The organism is Okeania sp. SIO2C9 (genome assembly GCF_010672455.1).
GTDB lineage: Bacteria > Cyanobacteriota > Cyanobacteriia > Cyanobacteriales > Microcoleaceae > Okeania.
In genome coordinates this window covers 305,971-312,550 of the sequence record NZ_JAAHGO010000012.1, presented here as the reverse complement: position 1 = coordinate 312,550, position 6,580 = coordinate 305,971, and the positions used below count along the sequence as shown (strand labels likewise).

6 protein-coding genes are annotated in these 6,580 nt (G+C 38.2%); 2 read left to right on the top strand and 4 right to left on the bottom strand.

Annotated features, from left to right (window positions below):
• Positions 1-209: 209 nt before the first annotated feature.
• The gene (locus F6K23_RS11895; RefSeq protein ID WP_293155107.1) at positions 210-809 is read left to right on the top strand and encodes a hypothetical protein; all 600 of its coding nucleotides are present in this window, start codon (positions 210-212) and stop codon (positions 807-809) included.
• 157 nt (positions 810-966) lie between these two features.
• Here F6K23_RS11895 and F6K23_RS11890 read toward each other — a convergent pair whose 3' ends face one another.
• Positions 967-1,329 (bottom strand): hypothetical protein, encoded by a 363-nt coding sequence (locus F6K23_RS11890; protein WP_293155104.1) that lies wholly within the window; start codon positions 1,327-1,329, stop codon positions 967-969.
• 215 nt (positions 1,330-1,544) lie between these two features.
• Complete coding sequence (locus F6K23_RS11885) at positions 1,545-2,336, bottom strand: transposase (protein ID WP_293155101.1); 792 nt, start codon at positions 2,334-2,336, stop codon at positions 1,545-1,547.
• 325 nt (positions 2,337-2,661) lie between these two features.
• Here F6K23_RS11885 and F6K23_RS11880 point away from each other — a divergent pair, with 325 nt between their 5' ends.
• A complete protein-coding gene (locus F6K23_RS11880; RefSeq protein ID WP_293155099.1) occupies positions 2,662-2,964 on the top strand; it encodes a Uma2 family endonuclease in 303 nt (100 codons plus the stop codon).
• Between the two features lie 172 nt (positions 2,965-3,136).
• On the opposite strand, the gene dxs is transcribed toward F6K23_RS11880, so the two are convergent.
• Positions 3,137-5,044, bottom strand: a complete 1,908-nt coding sequence (gene dxs / locus F6K23_RS11875) for a 1-deoxy-D-xylulose-5-phosphate synthase (RefSeq protein ID WP_293155096.1) — start codon at positions 5,042-5,044, stop codon at positions 3,137-3,139.
• A gap of 504 nt (positions 5,045-5,548) precedes the next feature.
• Positions 5,549-6,427, bottom strand: a complete 879-nt coding sequence (locus tag F6K23_RS11870; RefSeq protein ID WP_293155093.1) for a glycosyltransferase family 2 protein — start codon at positions 6,425-6,427, stop codon at positions 5,549-5,551.
• Positions 6,428-6,580 lie beyond the last annotated feature (153 nt).

Genomic DNA, 6,580 nt, shown 5'->3' with positions numbered 1-6,580 from the left:
AGTGGATTGACTATTAATAACTACTTGCGTCTCACAAAATGCTTATGTCAGTATATTCATAGTTAAGTTAATTAAAGAAACTTAACTTACTGTAAATAAAGTCAACATCTGCATGGAGAGTAATTATTATGGTTAGTCAAGTAAACAAAAAAAATGCAATCAACTTTTTACGGTCGTAGACCGTAAAAAGTTTAGCTACTGCTGTTGTTTTGAGCACTTTATCTGCTGGCATTGCTGAAGCTGCAAACTTTACTACTTTTACAGACCGCGCTGCCTGGGAAGCAGCAGTTGGTTCCTTCAGCGAAGAAGACTTCAACGACTTTACTGAAGATACATCCTTCAATGGCAGCAGCTTGGATGTAGGGGATTTTACTCTTATTAATGATTTGTTTCAAATTCCTACTGCAAACTTCATCAATACTTCATTCACTGTAATAGATGGAACGCCTAATGTTGATGTAGTTGCTTTTCCTTCTTCATTCTCAAGGGTGGAATTAAATTTTGATTCTCCAATTACTGCCTTTGGTGCTGACTTTCAAAGTGTATCTGAGGGCAATTTCACAACTCAGTTTGTAATTGGTTCTGATACAATTGATATTCCCGATACCCCACTCGGATTTTTCGGTTTTGTTTCAGACATGAGTTTCTCTGAGATGTTATTAGAAGGTCCGATAGTTGAAGGTTTCGTTGACAGACTTAGGTTTGACAACGTTGTTTACGAGCAAGCTTCAACTCCAGAACCAGTTTCAGTTTTAGGTTTATTAGCATTTGGAGCTGTTGGTGCAAGTTCAATGTTAAAGCGTAAATAGAATTTTTCAGAAATTATAGTCAGTCTTTTCGAGCAACCATTGTAGGGATATGCCATAGAACATCCCTACAATTTTTTATTGGAAAAATCTATTTATATATTGGTTCTTTGAAGAACAGTTATAATTAACATACTCAGAAACTGAGGTTATTCATAGATTACCTCCAAACCAAATTACCGATAGATAAGTGTTTGACTACTCCCCGGACTGAAGTCACGGGGAAACAAGCGCAGATACTACGCAACACCGGTAAACCCGTGTTGCTCCGTTTCTTCTTAGCTGACCAAAGATACACTCTTTGGGGACAAGTCAAAGTGCCCCTACACAGTTGGCTTAAGTCTAAACTTAGCTTTCTGCTTACTTTTGTGATGATATTTGCAGCTCCATTACAGTCTGCATTAATCAAGCAATTATTACCTGTTCTATACAAACCACGCTTTATTCTTTTCGGTGATGGTTTCCAATCATTGGGTTTCTCACCATAATTAGGCAGATCATCACCATCTAAAAATGAAGCCATACTTGTATAACTTTCTTCTGTTTCTATAAATAGAATCCCATACTCTTCACATAATTGAGCTATTCTTTCTTTGAGTCTAGCTGTGGGAATTGGTACAAATTCTGAATTACTTTTTTTTCCTAATTCTATTTGATTTTTCTGACCTTTATTCCAACCAAATACAATTGTACCAATAGAATTTTTGTGCGCAATGATTAATTACGATTCTAGCTGCTTTATTTATACCCAAATCGTATTTGGCGGTTACGAATTTCAGTAATGGCAGCTAGCTTATTTGACCAAAATCCAGTCGGTTGATTTTCTTTGATAATTGATATCTGTTTGTTGTACCAACGATTCATTGATTTGAGATGTTTACCATCTACAATTAAGCTCGTACCCACATTAGATACACAGGTCAACCAATTATTTACACCATGGTCTATTCCTAAGATATTTTCTTGATGTAATTGAGGTTTAACTATTACTTCTTTTTCATAGACAAATTCATAGTAAAAACATCTATTCCTCGGTAATATTCTCAGTTCTTTGAGAGTAGAAAATGCTAGATTATTAGGCATTGGAATTAAAAAACTATCTACTCCAAACCAGCGCTTACAAGTATTACCTAGTGGGACTCTAATTTGATTACCTTTAAGTTTTAATGCTTGCTTGGGGTAACTAACTGTAGCCATTCCCCCTTTTTTTCTGTAGTTAGGAATCCTTGGTCTGTTTGAGATTTTACCTTCATTATAGGCCATAATCAGACCATAATAAGACCTAAATGATTCAGCTACAGTTCTCAATATTTGTTGTGCAGCTTGAGAATATAGAACTTTGTAATGATAGTTCTTTTTGTAGACTTTTTCCAAGTCATACTTGCCAATGCTTTTTTGAGACTTAAAATATAGTTGCCTGGCATAATATATTCCCATATTAGTGAGCTTGTGAGACTGTTCACATAAGAATGTTAAGATAGCAATTAATTCAGAATTTTGAGCAACTAAAACTTGCTGACAAGAGTACATTTGAAACGGGCGGACCGAAAACTTATTGTCAATCATAGTAACAGAGGAAAACTAAATTTGTCTAGTCCAAACGACTCCCTGATTTTCATCCCCCCCAGTTCAAACACGGGGACCTTCAGCGTGGCCTTTCGGTCAAATAAAGTACATCGGATTAAAATCCGACGAGTTGCCTTTCATCCATCGCTTAAAAGACGATGGCTTTCATGCTCCCGCGTTATTTAGGTAACAGCTACTTGGGACGAGTACATTCAAACTATTCGAGAACCAGAAGAAGCTAAATGCTATGATCACAATGGGGAACTAAGAATTGAAATGAAACCCCAGGGTGTGCGACCATTCCTATGATAATTTCTCTATTGGATATGCCGTAGCTTTATTCAGTGGCATCAAAGATATCCCTTTAGTAGGACTCACCAACTGTTCTTTGCGAAAAATTGGGGAAGGTGAAGCACAACCAGACCTGGCATTCTACATTGGCGAAAACGCAGAAATTATTCCCCCCGATACAACTATTGTCGATCTAGATGTTTATTCACCTCCCGATCTAGTAATTGAAATTGCCAAAACGTCTTTTTCTGATGATATTGGTAGCAAGCGAATGCTCCATGAAAAACTCAATTTTACTTGAAGAGGCGTTGCGTCGGTGTCGGACAAATGGTCGTAGTCAAATATATAGTTGGTTAATTAGCCAAATTCAGAATCTTAATGATTGAAAGATTATAGTGGTTTTCATGTGGTTAGAGCAGTATAGGAACGTTCCATGGAACGTCCCTACTATTCAAGAATTTCCCACAAAAATATTAAACGTTAACAGTGGATAACTTCGACTTAAAACTTTGCAAAATACGTTCTGCCATCTGCGAGGGAGTCAAACCCAAATCAGCCTTCGACTCATCAGGTTTAGCATGATCTACCAACTTATCCGGTACACCCAAACGTAACACAGGTGCAAGCACATTATTATCCATCAATGCTTCCGTAACTGCTGAACCAAAACCACCCATCAAACAGCCTTCCTCCATAGTCACAACTTGTCCAATACGTTGTGCCAAAGGTAAAATTAATTCGGTATCCAAAGGCTTGACAAAACGAGCATTTACCACTGTAGCTGCAATACCATGTTCGCTGAGAATTTCCGCAGTTTGGATGGCAGGATGTACCATCGAACCATATCCCAATATCAAAACATCATCACCATTCCGCAGAATTTCACCTTTTCCAATAGGAATAGCTTCCCAACCCTCTTCCATTAATGGCACACCATAACCATTACCACGAGGATACCGCATGGCAATAGGACCATCTGTATAGTCAATCCCTGTCACCACCATCCGTTGTAACTCTCCCTCATCTTTAGGCGCCATGATTACCATATTAGGGATACAACGTAAATAGGCAATATCATACATTCCCTGGTGAGTAGGGCCATCAGCTCCCACAATTCCAGCGCGGTCTAAACAGAAGAAAACAGGTAACTTTTGAATACAAACATCATGGATAATTTGGTCATAAGCTCGTTGCAAGAAAGTCGAGTAAATACCTGCCACAGGCCGCATCCCTTCACAAGCTAATCCCGCAGCTAGAGTCACAGCGTGTTGTTCGGCAATACCAACATCTATATATTGTTTTGGCAACTTAGCATGAAGTTTATCCAGACAGGTACCAGTTCCCATGGCAGCAGTAATACCGATAATTTTAGGATTATTTTCGGCAAGTTTCACCAAGGTATGGGCAAAAACTTTAGAGTATTTGGGAGGTTTTGGCTTGTTTGCTGGTAAAGCTTTGCCAGTAGCTAGATTAAAGGGATTTTGAGCATGATAACCGACTTGATCTTCTTCTGCCACCGCATATCCTTTACCCTTAGTTGTAGAAACATGAACTAATACAGGCCCAGGAATTTCGTGAGCTTGCTTGAAAGTTGTAATTAGTTCTTCTAAGTTATGTCCATCAACAGGACCAATATAAGTGAAGCCCAATTCTTCAATAACTGCTCCCACTTTTGATACTGCCAAACGCTTCATCCCTTCTTTGAGCCTTTCCATTTCTGGTGTAAAGGTTTCACCTACAAAGGGAATATGTTTGAATTGTTCTTCTAAGTTATCTTTAAGAAACTGGATTGGTGGAGAGAGGCGCATTTTGTTAAGATAGCGAGAAATAGCTCCCACATTAGGAGAGATGGACATCTCATTATCATTTAGCACTACCAGCATATTAGTTTTAGGTAAGTGACCTGCATGGTTAATGGCTTCTAAGGCCATACCACCAGTTAGAGCACCATCACCGATAATTGCTGCTACCTTAAAATTATCTCCTTTCATATCTCTAGCCAAGGCCATTCCTAAAGCAGCAGAGATACTTGTAGAAGCATGACCTGCACCGAAATGGTCGAATTTGCTTTCACAACGTTTTAGATAACCTGCCACCCCATCTTTTTGCCGCAAGGTATGGAAATTGTGATATCGGCCTGTGATAATTTTGTGTGGATAAGCTTGGTGGCCGACATCCCATAGGACTTTGTCCCGATCAAGATCGAGAGTTTGGTAGAGACCCAGGGTCAGTTCTACTACTCCTAATCCAGGACCTAGATGTCCTCCACTTGTAGCAACGGTTTCTAGATGTTTTTCTCTTATTTGTCTAGCAATTTCTTCTAATTGATGAATTGAAAGACCGTGCAACTGGTTAGGATGAGAAATTTCGCTCAGATGCATACTTTAAATTTATTTAGGTTTTGTGTAGATTTACGATGTTTACTGGGGAATATTAACTATTAATTTTGATTTACCTTGCAATACTCAAGTTATTAATCAGCCTTTGTGGGTGGGGCTACATAATATAATCAGTAAACTCAACAACTTAATCACTATAGCTATTTAGCACCTTCTAAAAATCTAGATAATCCTAGACACGCTCTTCATCGGTGACTAAGAGCGATTTTCCGACTCACCTGTCCATAAGTCTACTGGCAAAGAAGGTTAATGTTCCGCTCAAACACATTGAGTTTAGGATTCCCTCTAGGGTTTTCATCAGAGATGAAAAGTCGAGTGCAAAACACTCCATAATCGTTGCTAAAATCCTCTGGTCTTAGCAGACGTATGTGATAATAACACAAATTAATGGCATAAAAACATAGACATTTTGTAGATATAAGTCTTGGATAGTCTACGTTTTTAAGCTCTAGCAAGCAACAGTTGTTCCAATGGTTAAGTTATGTTTCACCCTTGTGCCTCTATTTCTACTTTTGATGAATTAGCATCGATGACTGAAGTTAATGATGGTACAGGCATATTTTTCATTTCCCAGACTTTAATTAGTATGAGATATTCGTAGAAAGCTTGCAAGGTACACCAAGCCAATCCTGCTTGGCCATCAAGAAATCCTTTCAGGAAAATATACATATATATGAAGCGAATTACTGGCCTAAAGGGCAACCGTAAGGAAAAATCTTTGAGGGCACGTCTTCTATCTACTTCTGAAGCTCCAAAAAATAGATTTTTCCAAGATACGTTTCCTGTTTCTAGTTGTCTAACTGTTTCTGCTGCTTCATCTGTAGAATAGCGATTGTGCTTTTCTATCCACCGAGAAATTCCTTTGCTGCAGGTGTAGTGGGGATAAGTTTCTTTCAAAAAACTTGTGGGACCGTCACAAACTTCTCTTTCTGTATGACCATAATCGGTAAACCATACTTTGTCTTTACGAAATAAGCGCATCTGGTAGCGGGGATATTGTGTACTATTACGAATCCAATTCCCCATAAATAACACTCGCTCCGCAACATAATACCCAATATATTCTTGACTTTTTATTACTTCTAGGCATTCGTTGAATAATTCTGGGGTCATTCGTTCATCTGCTTCTAGGATATAGACCCATTCGTATTTTGTAGGAACTTCCTGTAGCATCCATGTTCGTTGTTTTCCATGGCTTTCAAATTTATGTGGAACTATCCGTACATTATAAGATTTTGCTATTTCTACAGTCCGATCGCTACTTAAGGAGTCTACTATTATAATGTCATCTGACAACATTGCTGACTCAATACAAGCCGCGATATCTATCTCTTCGTTGTAAGTCAGTATATAAATTGAGAACATTCGGTAAATTTTAGTAACTGCTCTTTGTTATTAAGTTGGTAAATGCGGAAATGAAATTATGATATTCAAAGGTAGGGCGTTGATCATTGCGATCAAGCAAGTTTCAACTTAAATCCTTACTGGTCAAAATTAGCTCTTACTGCCCTACCTAAT